Source organism: uncultured Algibacter sp., from assembly GCF_947487575.1.
Taxonomy (GTDB): Bacteria; Bacteroidota; Bacteroidia; order Flavobacteriales; family Flavobacteriaceae; genus Algibacter_B.
In genome coordinates, this window is sequence record NZ_CANKXG010000003.1 from 252,786 (window position 1) to 270,285 (window position 17,500).

At 30.9% G+C, this 17,500-nt stretch carries 18 protein-coding genes; 11 read left to right on the forward strand and 7 right to left on the reverse strand.

The window, feature by feature from the left end; genetic code table 11:
• Positions 1-5: 5 nt before the first annotated feature.
• The 7 genes from Q0870_RS04550 (at position 6) to Q0870_RS04580 (ending at position 6,613) form a co-directional block, all read left to right on the forward strand.
• On the forward strand, positions 6-767 hold the full coding sequence (locus tag Q0870_RS04550) for a LytTR family DNA-binding domain-containing protein (RefSeq protein WP_298551529.1): 762 nt from the start codon (positions 6-8) through the stop codon (positions 765-767).
• 388 nt (positions 768-1,155) lie between these two features.
• Positions 1,156-1,383: a hypothetical protein gene (locus tag Q0870_RS04555; protein ID WP_298551531.1), complete on the forward strand. Its 228-nt coding sequence runs from the start codon at positions 1,156-1,158 to the stop codon at positions 1,381-1,383.
• Positions 1,384-1,564: 181 nt separating this feature from the next.
• Complete coding sequence (locus Q0870_RS04560; RefSeq protein ID WP_298551533.1) at positions 1,565-1,837, forward strand: adenylate/guanylate cyclase domain-containing protein; 273 nt, start codon at positions 1,565-1,567, stop codon at positions 1,835-1,837.
• A gap of 210 nt (positions 1,838-2,047) precedes the next feature.
• Entirely contained in the window at positions 2,048-2,224 is a 177-nt protein-coding gene (locus tag Q0870_RS04565) for a hypothetical protein (RefSeq protein ID WP_298551535.1), read from the forward strand.
• A gap of 198 nt (positions 2,225-2,422) precedes the next feature.
• Complete coding sequence (locus Q0870_RS04570) at positions 2,423-2,902, forward strand: hypothetical protein (RefSeq protein ID WP_298551538.1); 480 nt, start codon at positions 2,423-2,425, stop codon at positions 2,900-2,902.
• Positions 2,903-3,007: 105 nt separating this feature from the next.
• A complete protein-coding gene (locus Q0870_RS04575) occupies positions 3,008-4,846 on the forward strand; it encodes an SLC13 family permease (RefSeq protein WP_298551540.1) in 1,839 nt (612 codons plus the stop codon).
• Positions 4,847-5,077: 231 nt separating this feature from the next.
• Complete coding sequence (locus tag Q0870_RS04580; protein ID WP_298551542.1) at positions 5,078-6,613, forward strand: hypothetical protein; 1,536 nt, start codon at positions 5,078-5,080, stop codon at positions 6,611-6,613.
• A gap of 134 nt (positions 6,614-6,747) precedes the next feature.
• Here the strand turns inward: Q0870_RS04580 and Q0870_RS04585 are convergent, their stop codons facing one another.
• Entirely contained in the window at positions 6,748-7,575 is an 828-nt protein-coding gene (locus Q0870_RS04585) for an MBL fold metallo-hydrolase (protein WP_298551544.1), read from the reverse strand.
• Between the two features lie 59 nt (positions 7,576-7,634).
• On the opposite strand from Q0870_RS04585, the gene Q0870_RS04590 reads away from it, so the two are divergent.
• From Q0870_RS04590 to Q0870_RS04605, 4 genes are all read left to right on the forward strand, one after another.
• Positions 7,635-8,657 (forward strand): trypsin-like peptidase domain-containing protein, encoded by a 1,023-nt coding sequence (locus Q0870_RS04590; protein WP_298551547.1) that lies wholly within the window; start codon positions 7,635-7,637, stop codon positions 8,655-8,657.
• 8 nt (positions 8,658-8,665) lie between these two features.
• Entirely contained in the window at positions 8,666-9,313 is a 648-nt protein-coding gene (locus Q0870_RS04595) for an outer membrane beta-barrel protein (protein ID WP_298551548.1), read from the forward strand.
• The gene (locus Q0870_RS04600; protein WP_298551550.1) at positions 9,314-10,429 is read left to right on the forward strand and encodes a BamA/TamA family outer membrane protein; all 1,116 of its coding nucleotides are present in this window, start codon (positions 9,314-9,316) and stop codon (positions 10,427-10,429) included.
• A 373-nt stretch (positions 10,430-10,802) separates the two neighbouring features.
• Positions 10,803-11,456: a hypothetical protein gene (locus Q0870_RS04605; RefSeq protein WP_298551552.1), complete on the forward strand. Its 654-nt coding sequence runs from the start codon at positions 10,803-10,805 to the stop codon at positions 11,454-11,456.
• Positions 11,457-11,578: 122 nt separating this feature from the next.
• On the opposite strand, the gene Q0870_RS04610 is transcribed toward Q0870_RS04605, so the two are convergent.
• From Q0870_RS04610 to Q0870_RS04635, 6 genes are all read right to left on the reverse strand, one after another.
• Complete coding sequence (locus Q0870_RS04610; protein WP_298551555.1) at positions 11,579-12,031, reverse strand: hypothetical protein; 453 nt, start codon at positions 12,029-12,031, stop codon at positions 11,579-11,581.
• A 48-nt stretch (positions 12,032-12,079) separates the two neighbouring features.
• On the reverse strand, positions 12,080-12,502 hold the full coding sequence (locus tag Q0870_RS04615) for a hypothetical protein (RefSeq protein ID WP_298551557.1): 423 nt from the start codon (positions 12,500-12,502) through the stop codon (positions 12,080-12,082).
• 8 nt (positions 12,503-12,510) lie between these two features.
• Entirely contained in the window at positions 12,511-12,942 is a 432-nt protein-coding gene (locus Q0870_RS04620) for a hypothetical protein (RefSeq protein ID WP_298551559.1), read from the reverse strand.
• A 3-nt stretch (positions 12,943-12,945) separates the two neighbouring features.
• Positions 12,946-13,626, reverse strand: a complete 681-nt coding sequence (locus Q0870_RS04625; protein WP_298551561.1) for a hypothetical protein — start codon at positions 13,624-13,626, stop codon at positions 12,946-12,948.
• 84 nt (positions 13,627-13,710) lie between these two features.
• Positions 13,711-14,379, reverse strand: a complete 669-nt coding sequence (locus Q0870_RS04630; protein ID WP_298551563.1) for an ion channel — start codon at positions 14,377-14,379, stop codon at positions 13,711-13,713.
• A gap of 1 nt (position 14,380) precedes the next feature.
• Complete coding sequence (locus Q0870_RS04635) at positions 14,381-17,491, reverse strand: efflux RND transporter permease subunit (RefSeq protein WP_298551565.1); 3,111 nt, start codon at positions 17,489-17,491, stop codon at positions 14,381-14,383.
• Positions 17,492-17,500: the final 9 nt, after the last annotated feature.

The window sequence follows — 17,500 nt, forward strand, 5'->3', positions numbered from 1 at the left end:
ATACCATGAAAGTAGTTATTGTAGAAGATGAATTAGCAGCAAGTGAACAACTCACTTACTTAATAAATAATATAGATGCTAGCATAGAGATACTAACTGTTCTGGATTCTGTAAAATCTGCCATCGATTATTTTTCTAATCCAAGCGAAGCCGTTTTAGTTTTTATGGATATACACCTTTCTGATGGTATTTCATTTGAAATTTTTGAACAGGTAACTATCAATATTCCAATAATATTTACAACAGCTTATGACCAATATGCACTAAAAGCATTTAAGGTAAATAGCATTGATTATCTTTTAAAGCCAATTAATGAGGAAGAATTAAGCAGCTCTATTAAAAAGTTTAAAACTAATACCAAAATTGACACAATCTCTTACGATAATATCCAACAATTAGTACAATTAATGCAATCTAAAAATCAGGTTTTCAGAACTACATATTTAGTACATCAGAGAGATGAATTAATTCCAGTTAAAACAGAAGATATTGCTTATTTTTTTATAGAAAATAGTATTGTAAAAGCTGTGACGCTTAAAAATCAAACTTATATAATAGATAAAAAACTAGAAGACATTGAAAACGAATTAGACTCGTATAACTTTCATAGGGTAAACAGGCAATTTATACTTAATAGAAATGCTATACAGAATATTAAATTCTACTTTAATGGAAAACTAATTATTAATGTAAATCCGTCATCTAAGGAGCGCATTACAATAAGCAAAGCGAAATCATCAGAAATAAAGACATGGATAAATAATTAGGCTCACTAAAAATGTTTAACTATCAATGATTTAATTTGAAATCTAGACATTATAAAATATTACGAGATTATATCATTGGTTGGCTAATGGCAAGCCTGGTCTGGCAACTCCTTCGCGGGTCTCAAGACGTGAACATCCCTTATATGGAGGACTCTTTCTCCAATATACTTTTTATATTCATTATAGCATGGATAACCCAAGGGATACTTTACGGTATACTTCATATTTTCCTTGAAAAATTGGTTAGAAAACGTATTCCATTATCTAAGTTATTGGTATTTGCACTTATACTACAAATTATATCGGCTATTGGATTTTATTTATTTATATTTTATTTATATTTTATTTATTTGTTAAGATTGAAATATTTGTAGATACTACTTTTAAAATGTCAGAGTTTATTCAATTACCTGTTATTTGGGTAAGCTTTATCTATACTATAGTAGTTAACTTCTTTATCAGTCTTTTTCTCAATATTAATTTAATGTTAGGTGAAGGCAATTTGATTAAATTTATTTCAGGAAAATTCTATACTCCAAAAGAAAAAGAGCTTATTTTTATGTTTTTAGACCTTAGGAATTCTACCACAATTGCTGAAAAATTAGGGCATAGTTAATAAATATAAAGCTTCTATTTACCAATATGTAGGAGATGAAGCTGTTTTAACTTGGCCGTATAAAGAAGGCCTTAAAAACGCTAAAAGTATTCGCGCTTTTTATGCTTTTAAAGATCAAATTAAGAGTAAAACAGATTACTATCTAAAAACTTATGGTTTAGTACCAGAATTTAAAGCAGGTATGAATTGTGGTACCGTAACTGTTGCAGAAGTTGGAGAATATAAACGTGAAATTGCATATCATGGTGATACTATAAATACAGCTTCAAGAATCCAAGACCAATGTAATCGATTAGGGTTTGACCTACTTATTTCAGAAAAATTTTTAAAAGTCGTAGAAATTGACTCATGGACGACATCTAAACTTGAAGGCAATGTGCTTCTAAAAGGTAAGCAGGGAACAGTAAATATCTATTCCGTAACACGCACTGAGGATACTCTCCAATCTAAGTAGCATTTTTGAAGTTATACCACTATAATTAGGGCATCAAAACAGGACTGTTTTCTTCAACTCTTATCACTTACCTAATACTAACATTTTAAGTTCACTTTCAATTAGAATCACTTCACTATTCTATTTGGTCACTTCACTTAGTTAACCACAATTTCAACTTTCACTTAGACCTAAATTTGTACTATAAATAATAATTAAATACAAATAGATATGAGAACTCAAAGCACAACAATTAACAATGCTCAATTCAATAAGAATTTTTATAGACCTATAATGGGAGAAAAACCAACATATACAATACTGGAAAAAGTTAAAATAGTTTTCAAAAACACTATCAAAATGCTAGAAGAATATGGTACAGCTGCAGGAGTAGCTATGAGACAATAAACACTAAAAGTTATGGCTATTTTATTAGAATACCTGAAAATTATAGTATTAGTGTCGGCATTAATTCAAATAGGAGTTTTTGGATACACTAAAACAAGAGAGAAAATAAAATCATTATTAACCATTAAACACTTCAAATGAATCCATTAAAAATGTAAAGCACGGGTACATTTGAATAGAAATTAAAAACAAAATAAGATGAAAAATTTTAAGTATTTATTAATTACAATCGCTAGTCTTTCTATATCTGTATTATCATGCAGCAGCGACAACGACTACAACGACCACGACTACCACTTAGAGTATTCAGGTGTTACAAACGCAGAACTTCCAAATGAATTTAATTACGGGAGCACTTACAAAATTAATATAACCATATCGCTACCCAATAGTTGTTATTTTTACTATGACCAGTTTGATTATATTTATGATGGACCAACAAGGCTTATATACCCTATAGTACATGTAGATGATGGTATTGGTTGTAATGAAGTTATTACTGAAACAACATTTTCAATACCAGTAAGAGCATTACAGAAAGAAACTTATGTTTTTAAATTTTATCAAGGTGAAGATTCTGATGGAAAAGATACCTTTTTAACTATTGAGGTTCCTGTTAACACTAGAAATCAAAAGGATATTGAAAATTTAAAAACAAGTGATGTTATATTTGAATAAAAAACAGAGTTTAAAAAGAGGTGCGAAAATATAAAACGCACCTCTTTTCATTTGAATAGACTTTAGTTTTAACTATTTTAGTCCAACTAACTTCTTTTATAATTTATGCTTACACTTTTAATTATTTTAGGTATTACAATAGGGCTTTTTGTTTGGGGTAAATTCACACCAGATATTGTAGCGCTTATGTCCATGTTAAGCTTATTTTTATTTGGCATCTTAGACCTTCCTGAAACTCTTAGCGGGTTTAGTAACCCTACAGTAATAATGATTGCTTCCTTATTTATTATTGGAGAAGGTTTATCTCAAACAGGATGGACAGCATTAGCAGGACAAAAATTTGTTAAATGGGCTGGTAAAAGTGTTCCTAAGCTATTAGTATTAGTTACCTTAGGCTCTGGTATTTTATCTGGTTTTGTAAGCAATACCGGAACTGTTGCTACATTACTACCAGTTACTGTATCTGCCGCATATAAAATGGGCACATTGCCTTCAAAATTATTAATGCCTGTTGCTTTTGGGTCAAATACTGGAGGTTTATTGACATTAACGGGTACACCTCCAAATATTATTGCCAGTAATGCCTTAGTAGAAAATGGGTTCGAATCCTTTTCATTTTTTGAATTTGCCCTCATTGGCTTGCCATTGCTACTTATTTCAATTTTATATTTCCGTTTTATTGGTTATAAATTATTGCCAAAAAACACCTCTGAAAATCAGCCAATAAATATAGATTCTGAAATGCATCAATGGATTGAAAATTATAGTATTGATGAAAATATTTATCGTCTAAGAGTCCGCTCTATGTCTCCATTACTAAATACTACGATTGGTGAATGGGACTTCGATAATAAACATAATGTTTCAATAATTAGATTAAGACGACGATTTCCTAATTTAGTAAAAGGTGTGAAACCGTATGTTGAATTTCCAACACCAGATACAATTTTACAATATCATGATATTATTACAGTAAAAGGGAAGACAGAAGATGTTGATAATTTAATTCTAAAATTTAAACTCAATTTAATTCCTTTTAAAAACAATAATGATGATTTAAAGGATGAGTTCATAAATCAGGAAGTAGGTATGGCTGAAATGATTGTGACACCCAAATCGCTTTTTTTAGGACACAACATACCTATGGGACTATATTTGGAACAAGCTGGTATTCAACTATTGGCAGCCTCAAGAAACAACAAACCTTTAAAAGATAAAAACGTTGCTGTAAAAGCTGGAGATGCGTTTATTATTAGAGGTACATGGGAACGCATAGAACATTTAAAAAGTGTTTATAAAAATCTTGTCATTTCTGGAAGCCCAGAAAGTATGGCTAAAGATGTAAATAAGCTAACCTTTAAATCATATATATCGCTAGCAATGCTTTTATTAATGATTGTATTATTAGTTTTTAAAATTGTTCCTGGAGCAATTGCAGCTATGATTTCTGCAGGTGTTATTTTATTGACTGGTTGTGTACCAATGGCTAAAGCATATAAAGGTATTAGTTGGATAAGTGTCGTAATGATTGCAGCAATGATTCCTATGGGTATTGCGCTTCAAAAAACGGGTGTTGCGGAACTTGCTGCCAATAGCTTGGTTACTAATTTAGGAAGTATACACCCTATTGTTTTATTAGGTGGCATATTTTTATTAACTACTGGTTTTAGTCAAGCCATTAATAACTCAGCTACTGCTGTTTTAATGGCACCAATAGCCATATTAGCCGCCACGTCTTTAAATATTTCACCCGAACCATTTATGATTGTTGTTGCCATTAGTGCATCTACTGCTTTTTTAACCCCCGTTGGCACAACAACCAATGCCATGGTTATGGCTGCGGGCGATTATAAATTTATGGATTATGTAAAAGTTGGTACACCTTTATTACTACTATTTTTTATTTTATCTTTGATTTTAGTGCCTATGATTTGGCCTTTTTAGACGCCTTAATTATAAATTAGTATCACATACTAAAATTTCATTTTTAAATTACAAAGTATCTATCCTGCAGGTAAAATTGAAAGTTTCGTGTTTTTTTCCATATTTTTATTTTTTTTAATAAATTTCGCTATTGTAATGAAACAAACCTCGAATTAATAATTAAATGAGATGAAAACATCTACTAAAAACAAATCTTACAGCTACTACCTTATTTCTCTCTGCCTTTTTTTGATGGGACAATTTATAAACGCTCAAGAAGGCATGCCTTTAAATAGTAATTATTTAATTGAAAATGGTATTTCGCCTAGAGTTTTAGATGCCGCAGCTAGTGAACTTTTACAAGATGGTAGTTTTATCCAAAATTTAAGCATAACTATCGCTTTACAAGACAATTCTACAAGGACATACAAAACTCAAATTATTTATGATCCTTCTTTTAAGGATGGAAAAGACATAAGATTTGTTGTCGAAACAGGCACTTTTAATAAAAATGAAATTAAACAGTTAAAAAAAGCTATTGAAAAAAGTCATAAAATGGGGCGGTTATCCCGCAAGTATTTATATGATGAAACGTCTTTAAAACTCATCTCATCTAATTATAATGAACAAATTATAAGCTTTAAATATTCTAAAGATGATATTGAACCCGAACTTCAGGATATAAAAAAGTTAACAGGGAAAATACATATTGTAGATGGCGTACTCAACAAAGTTGTGCTTTCAAATACAAAACCGCTTTCTCAAGGAAAATCAGACTATACAAAAACTGTATTTTATGAAAAAATTGAAACTCAAAAAGGATATATTGTTTCCTATATAGAAGAAAAGTTTCGCATTAAAGACATCAAGTATACAATGAATTTTACCACTTCTGATTATAAAACTTCAGAAGGTAAAACAATTACTTGGTCTGGAAAGGAAAATATATCTGAATTCCTATCCCAAGAAACAGCAAAAGATACTGTTAACGTAACCTTAGGATGGGCATTACCTATTTGGGGAAAACCTGCTACAAAATTAGGGTATGGCTTACCTAGACCAATAGGATTAAATGCTATTGTACACACGCAAGAATCAACACTAGATTTTACGGGACTAGGCATTAGTTTGAATGATGGTAAAATTAACCCTTTAAATGATTTATTTGATATAGAAGGCTCCTTTCTAACCGAAAACACCACCACATATATGGTAAGAAGCGATGTTTGGATCTTCCCGTTTCTTAATGTTATGGGGCTTGTTGGTACTTTAGATAATAGTATTAGCGGTAATTTAATTTTAGACCAGGAATTAAGAGAAACCTTAGTTAACCTTGCTCCTGCTTTAGGATTAAATCCTGCCGACATACCTAGCCAAATCCCATTAAATGTTGATGTTACTGCTAATTTATATGGAGGAGGTTTAACTTTAGCTGGTGGTATTGATGATGTTTTTTTTAGTGCTAACTACCAATTTATTTTAGCAAATGTTAAAGAAGCAAATACCTCAACCTTAGTACATTCATTATTACCGTTGGTAGGCTACAGATTGCCTTACGATTTTAACATTATGGCTGGAGCATTAGGGCAATTTTATGATTCTGATATTAAAGGTTTTATAGAAACCGATACTGGAGATGTTTTAAATTATAATGTGAGTTTTGAACCTATAGTATGGAACGGATTAGTAGGTGTTTATAAAGGCTTTGGCAAACATTGGGATTTATTATTTCAAGTAGGCTTTGGTGATAGAAAAACTACAACAGTTCAATTCGGCTATCGTTTTTAACTTAGTTTTATAGATTTAATAATTTCATTAAGGCTGAAATTCCATATTATTTTTGTTATATATTGAACTCTAATAAATTCTATATCTTTACCTTATTCTTGTTATAACATAATCATGTGGTATTATAATTTTATTTAAATCTTTATTTGTTGACCTTCCCTAGCTAAAAAACAATTCGGAAATCGTTTTTGGCATTGCTTTTCTATATTTCTTAAAAATTCATCATTATGCTCAGGATCATGATGTGTAAGAAACAATTTCTTTATTCCAGCTAGTTCTGCCACTTCGATAGCCTGTTCCCAACTACTATGCCCCCAACCCCTATGATTAAAAAGCTGTTCTGGTGTATATTGAGCGTCATGAATCAAAACATCAGCACTCTTGCAAAAATCGACTACTTTTTGATCTATTTCTTCACCATGTTCAATATCAGTACAGTAAACCAATATTTTTCCTTCAACTTCTAATCTATATCCATAAGCACCTCCTGGATGATTATGTTTATTAACAAGAAGCTTCCCTCCATCAAAAGACAATTCATCAGACTTGTTTATAGTAAATGTGAAATTTGCACCCATATTATCTATTAATATTGGAAAATAAGTACTTTCCATTTGTTTTGACAAAACATTCTTTAAATCATCAACAGGAGGAGTATCGGATAAAATAAAAAATTCAATATGTTTAGTTTTATCATAAGCTGGTGCAAAAAAAGGGAATCCCTGAATATGGTCCCAATGGAAGTGCGAAAAAGTAATGAATATTTTATTCTTTTCAGAAAAGACTTGATGAATCAATTTTTTTCCTAACTGTCGTATACCTGTACCTGCATCAAAAATAAGAACACTTTCTCCTAAAGTATTTCCAGAAACGGCAACACAAGTTGTATTTCCTCCAAATTCTTGAAATCCTGATTCACATACGGGTATAGAACCTCTAGTTCCGTAAAATGTTATAATCATTTAGTTATTTTATTAGTAACTTTAGACCTTCTATAAAGATAATAATTTACAATTGAAATATGAAAAAAACAATTTTGACGTGTACTATTTGTACATTATTTTTTATATCATTAGGAGCTCAAGACCTTTCTTCTATTTACGAAAAAGTAAGTCCTGCGGTTGTTGCTATTTATACCAAAGAAAATAATATAGTAACCTCACCAAACAATGTTTCTCAAACGGTTACAAATTCAGGATTAGGATCTGGCTTTATGATCTCTAATAAATTAGTGGTTACGGCAGCACATGTTGTAAAAGTACCTGATATTTTAGTTGTACAATTTGCAGATGGAGAAACGATTCCAGCCAAAGTAATCACTTCTTATGAAGGTGCAGACATTGCATTATTAGAGTTATCAAGACAAAAGATGAATGCTACAGTTGTAAGGTTTGGAGACTCAGACCGAATGAAAATTGGACAACGGGTGTTTGTTATTGGCGTACCGTTAGGCTTAGGCTTTTCCTTATCTTCAGGTTATATTAGCGCATTTAAAAAACAATCTCTTGGAAGAAATCCATTTACAAATACCGAGTATATTCAAACCGATGCTGCTATAAATCAAGGCAATTCAGGAGGTCCTATGTTTAATTTAGATGGGGACGTTATTGGCATTGTGAGTCATATAACATCCAAATCAGGAGGGTCAGACGGTATAGGCTATGCTTCAACTTCAAACTTAGCTGCCAAATTATTATTAAACAACAAAATGCCTTGGTTTGGAGCAGAATTGTACTCCCTTTCTGGGAATGAAGCAAAATTATTTAATTTACCGCAAAACAGTGGTCTACTGGTCCAACGTATTGCTTCAAATTCTTTATTTGATAAAATGGATATAAAAGAAGGCGGTATAGAAGTAACCATTGGACTTCGAAAACTAATAATGGGCGGTGATATTATATTGGCTTTTAATGACATAACATATGATATTACAGATTACACTCTATTGAAAATAGCTGATTTTGCAAATAGTTTAGAAAAAAAGCCTAAATTTGAAATGACGGTATTACGAGGTGGAAAAATTATTAAATTGCAATCTAAATAACTCATCTTTTGAATCAAAAAAAATATTATTTATTCATATTAGCTGTATCGATTTTAAGTTTCAATGCTACCTCACAAAATATAGATTCTTTAGATACTGCTTTTAGAAAAGGGCGTTGGTTAACAGGGTTATCTGGAACTATTAGCTCATCCACAACCGAAGTAAAAAATGCTGATTTCAAAAGCTCATCAAATAATTATGGAATTAATATAGAAACAGGAAAATTCATTAAAGATCGTTTTCTATTAGGAGGTAGATTTCAAGCCAATCAAAGTAGTACGAACGGTACTGTTGAAAGAACTACTGAAACCTTTTATATAGGGCCTTTTACCAATTATTATTTAACCGACAATAAAACAGGGTCACTGTTCGCTACTGCTTCTCTAGGTTATGTAAGATATAGGGATGAAACGCAGCTGCAACTAGTTCAAGAAAATGGTGAAGGCGGCGGTTTAGGAGCCATTGTTGGTTTAGGATATTCATATACAATAAACGATTTTATAGCTTTTGATTTAGGCTTAAATGTTAACTTGTTTTGGGTTGATATCGAGCAAGAATCTTTACCAAGTCAAACCGTTGCTAATACAAGTATAGCATCAAATGACATTTCTTTTTCTTTTGGTTTTAATATTATACTTGATGATTTCTTTTTTTAAATGAAAAAAATACTCATATATAGCTGTTTATTACTTTTCACCTTTTCTTCGTTCAGTCAAAGGAAAGATGAAAACAATGTCATTAAGACTGATACAATTTCTAGTAATAAAGATTATCAACTAATCGCAATTCCCATTGCTTTTTTTACGCCAGAAACTGGTTTTGGTTTTGGTGGAGGTGGACAATTATTCTTCTTAAAAAAAGAGAATACATTTAAGAACCGATTATCAAATGTTATATTCAGTGGTATTTACACCCTTAATGAACAACTCATTTTTGAAATTACTCCTCAAGTTTATTTTGGAGGAGGGAATTATTTTATTGATGCACATTATTTATTAGAAATATACCCTAATTCATTTTGGGGTGTTGGAAACAGCACACCGGACACAAATGAGGAAATATACAACCAAACAACACATGCTTTGAATATTTCATTCTTGAAACGATTACCCCCAGATCTTAATTTTGGATTTCAATTTGTATTCAAGAACCATGAAATCACAGAAATAAAAGAAGGCGGTATTTTGGAGACTCAAGATATTATAGGAAATAGAAGAACTGTTGTCGCAGGGTTAGGAGCTGTTTTCAATTATGATACCCGTGATAATGTTGGTTCTCCAAATAAGGGCTTTTACTATCAAGCTAAAGCACTATTTTCGGGTGAAATATTTGGTGCAACTTCCGGATTTAACAAATTCACTCTTGATTTAAGAGAGTATTTACCAATAAGTAAAAATGGTCTTTTGGCATTTCAATTGTATTCCGAAAATAATTTTGGAGATGTTCCCTTCCAGGCTCTTGCAAGCTATGGTGGTGGCTCTAGAGCTAGAGGCTATTTTTATGGACGCTACATTGATAAACATATGTACGTATCTCAAGTTGAATTTCGCTGGCGAATTAAGCCGCGATGGACGCTTGCTACATTCGGACTAGCCGGAGAAGTCGCTAATGAACCTGAAGACTTTTTTAGCATAAAAAACATAAAACCTAGTCTAGGAATTGGTGCACGCTATAAAATATTTAAGGACAAGGACACATGGTTACGCTTAGATATAGGCTCTGGAGTAAATGGTAATAATGGTTTTTATTTTGGTATAAATGAAGCCTTCTAGTGCTTATGAACTAATTAATAAATCCTCTTACATTATTAATCAAATAATTGCTAATATTGAAATTAAAATGCATTTTACACATAAAATTTCATGAGACTACTGCCTTCTCTTATAAATTTTAGTTAAATTTATAAAACAATAAACTCAATTATGAATAATCGTATTAGTAACTATTCCTTTCGCTGAAAGTAATTATCTAAACCTCTTTAAATTATCTATTTAAAACCTTTTGTTTTTTTGAAATTCGTTAAATATATTTGACTTTTCAATTATTTTTGATTGAAACTAAATAATACTTCAAATTCATTGGTTCAATAATTTTTGATCTGAAATTTGACTCGTACTAGTAAATGATAACAATAAAATCTATTATATGAAATGTAATTTCCATTTAAGTCTGCTTTTTATATTAAGTATTAATATTCTGTTAGCCCAAAAATTTGAGTTAGAGGCAAATTATGGCTATGAATTAGGTGCTAAGCTCACAGAAAAACCAAATGATATTAATTATTTAAAACTTGATTCAGGAAGTAATATTAATATTTCTGGAGGTGTTAATATTGGCGAGCAAATGTTAATTAAATTATCATGGCATAATCAATCTACTTCTATTTTAATTAAAGACCAAGATGTTAGTATCAATGAATCGGATTTATCAGACATTAACCTAAATTTTATACTAGCGGGAGTAACTTATTACCTAACAGAAACAAAGTTACAACCCTATTTGGGTGCAGGAGTAGGAGCCGCATTTACAAGTTTTAAAAATCCAAATTTAGATATACTAAATAATAACATAAAAAAATCATCATACTACGCTGTAAATTTTGAGATTGGTGCTGTCTACTGGGTTAGTGAAAAAATTGGTATTAATTTAAAAAGTAGTATATTTTCTCCTGTTAATTTTGAAGGGTTTAATTTACCTTTTGTCGATGACAGTGATGAAAATGAGTTGGAAGCTACTAAGAATATAAAATTCCTTGCCCCATACTTAAGTTTTAATATTGGGGTGATTTTTAGATTATAGTGTTTTCGTTCTACATAAGAACAAATTGGCTCTATTAATAATCGGAAATTATAGGTAAACCAATGTTTGAAATGAACTCAGACATAAAGTAAAATTATTTAAATTTTAACAGCTGAAGATATTTAATTCCACCCTTTTCGAACATAAACATTCCATAATATTTTATCAAATGTTTTATAATGAATATCGAATTGTTTTTTAGTTAGCAACATTTTCATTTTTATATTCATACTCTTAACTATGTTATTCAATTCTTCTTTTATTTCATTTTTAGAATTCTTCTTTTCTTCTAATCTACTAAGCTGATTAATTTCTAAAATATGATTATGTAAAATTTTATAGTATTCAGCTTCTTTGTATTTTGTTAAAGTCATTTCCTCCACATTATCTGAAAACCAATTTTGCATGTATTTTTCTTCAGACTTTGAATATATTTCATTTTTACTAATAGTGTCTTGTTCTTTGTCCTTAGTTTGAGAATTAACATTTAGAACGTTAAAAAGAAATAGAAGTATTACCCCAAGTAATAAATGGCTCTTTTTGAGTATTTTTAGTTTTCTAAAAAAAATAGTCATAATTTATTTAGCATTTTTTTTATTTAATTATGTAAAAAGTATTTACTTCTACATCATAATATTTTTGATACCATCCTTGTATTCCTCTAAAGTTAAATCTTTGTTTGTATTAAACATATCTAGAGATTTACCCACAACATATTTAACATTACTTGGGTCAAATCCAATTGCTATTACCACTCTATTTAACCATTTCTCTTTTGTGGCTTTTGATAAATTATCTTCATCGACAATTTGAGTAATTTTGTATAAACTTTCTAAACGCTTATTATACAGGTAAGGTGCTTTTATTTCATATTTCATATACAGATTGTCGTCAATTAACTCAAAATATTCTGTACTCGTAACACCTAATTTTTTCCCAAAATGTTGTAAAAAGACCTTTTCCTCATCAGTAGCATTATCATCTCTTAAAGTAATTTTCATAATAGAGGCAAAAGCCTCAAAATAAATACTTCTTGAATTACTCATATCTAAATCTATTTTTTTTGATTAAATAAACTTGTTTTTCTACTTACACTATATATTATTTTATTAAAAGTTTCAAGATGAATAACGTACTGCTCTGGTGTTAATACCACCTTCATCTTTTCATTCATTTTAAAATGTAAAGTATTAAATTTATCTAAAATTTCTGTTTGTGTATAGTTCTTATCTTTATCATCAAGTCTAGACATACTGTGAGTATAAAACAATAAGATATTGTAATATTCATCCCTTTCTTCTTCTGATAATTTCATCTTATCTACTTCTTCTGCATAGAATTCTTGTAAATTATCTTTTTCTTCTGGTGTATAAAGTTCAACTTTATTCTTTTCTCTTTCTTTCTGTTTTTGAGTTTTCTGTTGGGAAAACCCATTTATAGTAACTAATATTAGGCTAAGTATTAAAAATGATTTAAGTGGGCTCATTATCTATCTTTTAAATTGTTTTGAAATTAATGTTGTGAATTTATCCAATATTTTTTGTGACGATGACGGGTTTGTTGCTTCTATTTCATAAATACCAACAAGCTGCTTGTCACTCTCTAATGTTAAATTATAAACAACAGCCTCTAAAATATAAGTTTTTGAGGATAAAACAAAACTGTTTTCACTTGCATTATCATTATACACTGGTTTTAAGTTTCTACTAATATATTCAATAGAATGCACATTATAATAATCTGTAAAACTTACTCCATATTTCCCTTTTATTGAAGCCGAACCATAATCAGTAGGACTTTTCGCTGATGAGCTTTCTATTTTAGTATCTTTTAAAGCTGTAAGCATGATACTCTTAATTCCATTTTTATTGAACATAGATAAAATGGCATCAATCTCTTCTTGAGAACGGTTTTTATCTTCTTTAAGATTAGGAAATTTTACATGAGCAGCCACAGCATCTATACCTTGTTCTTTTAATTCAGAAACCAATTCGTTTTCGTATGCTTTACGAACCTCTAAATCATTAGACCTTGCTACTACTAATAGTTTTTTAGATTTTGTGTCATTAAAATCTTTTGAAGACCATGCTTCAGTAAGCTTAGTCGACGCACAGTTTGATAATACAATACTTAGTACAAGTAAGGCAATAGTTTTATTTAATTTCTTCATTCTATAATTTTATTTTTTTCTTTTTTTTTATAAGAACACAACAATATTTAAAAGTTTAAAGATATAACTATTTCATTTTTATTATCAATTTTTATCATTCTTTATAGATAGCTGATTTATATATTTCCCAACAACAATAGCTGTTATTACAACTAAATATATTTGCCCCATTAAACCAATTAAAATAGCTGCTTTATGCGCTAATGCACTAACAGGTAAAATATCTCCATACCCAATGGTTAATAATGTAATATAGCTGTAATACATCAGATTTTCTGTAATTGAAATCCCATCTATTAAACCTGAAAACGAATTAGGGTATACCATTTCGATACTTAAGCAGATAAAAAAACCGATTAACCCAAGAGAAATGTATCCACTAACAAGTCCAAATATCACATTTTTGCTGACTTTTTTTGCTTGCCATACTTGCTTTATAATTTCTACAGTAACTACGATGTAAAACAAAAAGTAAGTCAACATTTTTATTGGACCAACTAAATTCTCATTTGCTGTTTCTATTAATTCTGAGCCAAGTAATACGGCACTTAGAACAAGTAAAGCAACTAAAAACCACATTGTTTTTTTCTGTTTTGATAACAGCACAATCCCAGCAAATAGATTAATTAAAAACAGTACTGGTGATAGATAGGTTTCAAATACAATTGACGGTACAATAAGAGACCCAAACAGTATCGCAATCTGACTAAAAAAGAAAACCTCGAAACGGTATGGATATAATCTCTTTAGCATTTTAATCTAAAAGGGCATCATTGAATTTATAATCTTTATAATTCACTTTATACATCACACTATAAAATGCTGGAATAAATAATAATGTAATTACGGTTCCAAACAGTAAACCAACCATAATGGTTACCGCCATAGGTTCCCACATTTCTCCACCACCTAGATATAAAGGCACTAAGCCTAAAACGGTTGTAAATGTGGCTAATAAAATGGGTCTAAATCGTTGTAAACATGCTGCAATAATAGCATCTTGTGGTTTACGGTTTAATTCAGATTCTTCAATTTCAATTCTATCTACTAAAACGATGGCATTATTAATAACGATTCCTGCTAATGAAATTACACCTAAAAATGCCATAAATCCAAATGGAACACCGAACAATAATAAACCTAAAACCATCCCAATGACTCCCAACGGAATTGTACAAACAATCATCACCATTTTTCTAAATGAGTTAAACTGAATGATTAATAACATGACAATGATAAAAGCTGAAAGCGGTAAATAACTAGCTACTGCTCCCATATTTTCTGCAGAACTCTTTGCATCACCTCCTAATTCATAAGTATAGCCTTTACCCCAAACTTCTTTTTGTTCTTCTAGCCAAGGCGTAATCGCTTGAGTCACCTCGGAAGCATTACCCGTAGTTGTTAATTCACTGGATACCTTAATGGTTCTTGTTAAATCAATACGCTTTATTTTAGAGTATTGCCATTCTGGAATAATAGTGGCTACCTGTAATAAAGGCACACTTTTTCCTGAACTTTGAGCATATATATTTAAGGTTTCTAATGACGATAATGATTGTTGTTTGCTTTGGTTACTCTTCATTATGATAGGAATGGATTTATCGCCTTCCCTATACTCTCCTGCTTGAAAACCATCTAAAACAGTTTGCAGAGACGTTGCAATATCTTGATTAGTAATGCCTGCAGTTTGTGCTTTACTTTGATCAATATCTATAACAAACTTCTTCCCTTTTGGTCCCCAGTCATCTTTGATGTTTTTTGTTCCAGAAATGGTAAATAACTTTGCTTTAATTTCTTCGGAGATACTTGCTAATTTATCTGGATCATCACCTGAAACTTCAATTTCTACAGGTGTTCCACCACCACCAGAACCAAGTAAACCAACTTTAATATCGGCATTTGGGAAATTTTCAAAACTGAATGCATCTAGTTTTTCAACCATAAGATTATTCACCAAGAAAGAAGAGGTATTAATTAAAATATGTGCATAATTAGAATTTGCTTCATCTGCATTATAACCTAAATCGTAAGCTGATGGGCCTTCTCCAATATAAGCCGACCAATCTACAATCCCATCTGGTTTATCATCTGTTACTTTTAGTTCTTTTCCCATAAAGTCCTCAAGTGCTAAAATTACAGCTGTGGTACTTTCAATTTTTGTGTTCTCTGGTAAATTAACATCTACCGTTATCATATTACGATCACTATCTGGAAAGAATACAAATCCTAAAAGACCAAATCCAAAAATGGATAAAAAGAACATAAAAACGATAAGCACCAATACTGATTTTTTCCAATTGAGCGCTACTAAGATTAAATCTTTATACTTACTTTTTAATCCATTAATTAATTTATCTAAGAAGCTTACTTTCCCAGCTTCTTTTGGTTTTACTTTTAAAAAGAAAACACAGAATAGGGTGATAACACTTAACGCTATAATCCATGAAGACAAGAGAGCAATCGTTATAACAACGAAAATGGGTCCCATAATATCTCCCATGACCGATTCTGCCATATAGAAAGCTAAAAACGCTGCAGATGTTGTTAATGTTGAAATTAATAAGGGTGTAAATAATTCTGAACACGAATCTATGGCTGCCTTTTTAACAGAAATACCTGCCTCCATTTTTACCATGACCGATTCTGCTACAACAATAGCATTATCTACCATCATCCCTAAAGCCATAATTAAAGCTGCTAACGAAATTTGATTTAATCCAACATCAATTAACCCCATAACCATAAGTGTGGTGATGGTTACAATAGGAATTAAACTTGCTATGACCAATCCTGTTCTTATTCCTAAAAAGAATAACATCACTGCCAATACAATGGCAATAGCCTGTAAAAGGTTTCCAATAAAATCACTAATTTTTAAATCGATGTATTGATCTATTGATGCTAAACGAGATACCTCTAATCCAACTGGTAATTTATCTTGCCACTCCGCTAACAACACATCAATTTCTTCGCCTAACTTAATGATATTTGCACCTTCTTTTAAAGATATATGCAATGAGATAGCATCCTTTCCATTAATACGTACTTTTTGTTTTGGCGGATTGATATACCCTTTTTTAACCGTAGTAATATCTTCAAGAGCTATAACTTGTCCACTTTCTCCAACGGGGATTAACATGTTCTGTATCGACCTTAAATCGTTGAAATTACCCGTTGGTTCAAGAATAATACGTTCGGCTTCAACATTAATAGTTCCACCTGAGCTTAATATATTCGTACTACCAATAATATTTTTCAATCTGCTAGAAGTTAGTCCGTAGGCCTTTAATCTGGTATTTTCAAACTCAACAAAAACACGTTCTTCCTGCGCACCGTTCAACTCAACTTTGGCAGCATCTTCAAGTTTTATTAAATCATCTCTCAAATCATCTGCATAATCTTTCATTTCTGCATAGTCATAACCATCGGAAATTAAACCTACAGCAATACCAAATACTTCTCCAATACCATCATCCCGTAATTGCGGATTTACATTACTAGGCAAGCCTTGAATCGTGCTCAGTTTTCGACGTAAACGGTCCCATACTGGCTGTAATTCTTCAGGTGAAACTTCCATTTTTAATTCAACCTGAACAACTGAAAGTCCTGTACGCGATGTGCTTTTCACCACTTTTAATTCTGGTAATTCCTGTGCTACTTTTTCAATTTTGTCACTAACCAATTCTTCTACACGTTCTGGACTTGCGCCAGGAAATGAGGATACTACTGATGCTACTCTAATGGTATATGGTGGCATACTATCTCTTGAAAGGCTTGCGTAAAACAACATCCCCATGACCATAACAACAGCTAGGATACTTAAAACTACGCGATTACGATTTATTGAAAATTCTGTAAGATTCATAATTAATGG